The 1,037-nt window shown below is 67.8% G+C and carries 1 pseudogene; it reads right to left on the bottom strand.

The features are described from left to right. Positions 1-1,037, bottom strand: a pseudogene (locus ACTOQ3_RS43550) (cellulose-binding protein); the annotation flags it as partial.

Below are 1,037 nucleotides of genomic sequence, written 5' to 3'. Positions count from 1 at the left end.
GCGGCGAAGGACCAGTTCAGGGTGCCGGTGTAGGAGGAGCAGCGGGAGCCGTTGGAGCCGGACCAGAACTGGTTGGTGCCGTCGGCGTTGCCGATGATCCTGTCGTTGGACCCGCTGTCGCACGAGGTGTTGTTGCGGAATACCGAGGTTCCGGCGTCGAACTGGAAGTTGCGCTCTTCGTTGCCGACGCTGACATTGTCCGACACCGTCATCGTGCCGGGGTTGCGGTTGTAGGTGAACCCGTGTTTGCCGTTGTTGTAGGCGATGTTGCGCCGGATGACGTGATCGACCGCGATGTCCTCGCCGCCGAGCTTGTAGCCGTTGCGGTCCCCGTTGCCGGCCTGGCCGCCGTTGCTGAGCGTGCCGTTGTCGTAGGCGAGAGAGTCCTCGACGGTCACCGCGCCGATGGGTCCGGTGTCGGTCTTGGTGAACAGATCCCAGCCGTCGTCGATGTTGTTGTGGGCCACGGCGTGGCGGAAGACGTTGCCCGGACCTGAGGTGAGCTTGGCGGCGAAGCCGTCGGCGTCCTCGCCGTCGGAGTCGGCGTTGTCGTGCGACTCCACGCTCACGATGAGGTTGCGGGAGGGCCACTGCTCGCGGGGTGCCCCGGCCACCAGCCGCGAGAGCTGCAGCCCCGTGTCGCGGTTGAAGCGCGTCACCGTGCGCTCGATGATGTTGTCGTTGCCGGCCAGGAGGATCCCGTTGTCACCGGCGCGCTCGACGACGATGCCGTGGATGTGCCAGAACGAGCCGCCCACGGCGAGCCCGCGGTTGGCCGGGTCCTCGCTCTGGGCCGAGAAGTTCAGGATCGGGGTCTCACCGGGGTAGGCGGAGATCTTCTTGCGGGCGCTCGCGGTGCCGTTGTTACCCGGCGCGATGGTGATCGTCTGCGAGAAGTCGTAGCGCCCGCCGCGCATGGAGATCGTCCCGCCGGGAGCGACGCGGGTGATCGCGGAGGTGAGCGTCGTCGGGGCCGATTCCGTCCCGGCCGCACTGTCCGTGCCGTTCGGCGCCACGTACAGCGTGTCGCCCGGCGG

This window comes from Streptosporangium sp. LJ11 (assembly GCF_051918945.1).
Lineage (GTDB): Bacteria > Actinomycetota > Actinomycetes > Streptosporangiales > Streptosporangiaceae > Streptosporangium.
This window is presented reverse-complemented; position numbering and strand designations above follow the sequence as displayed.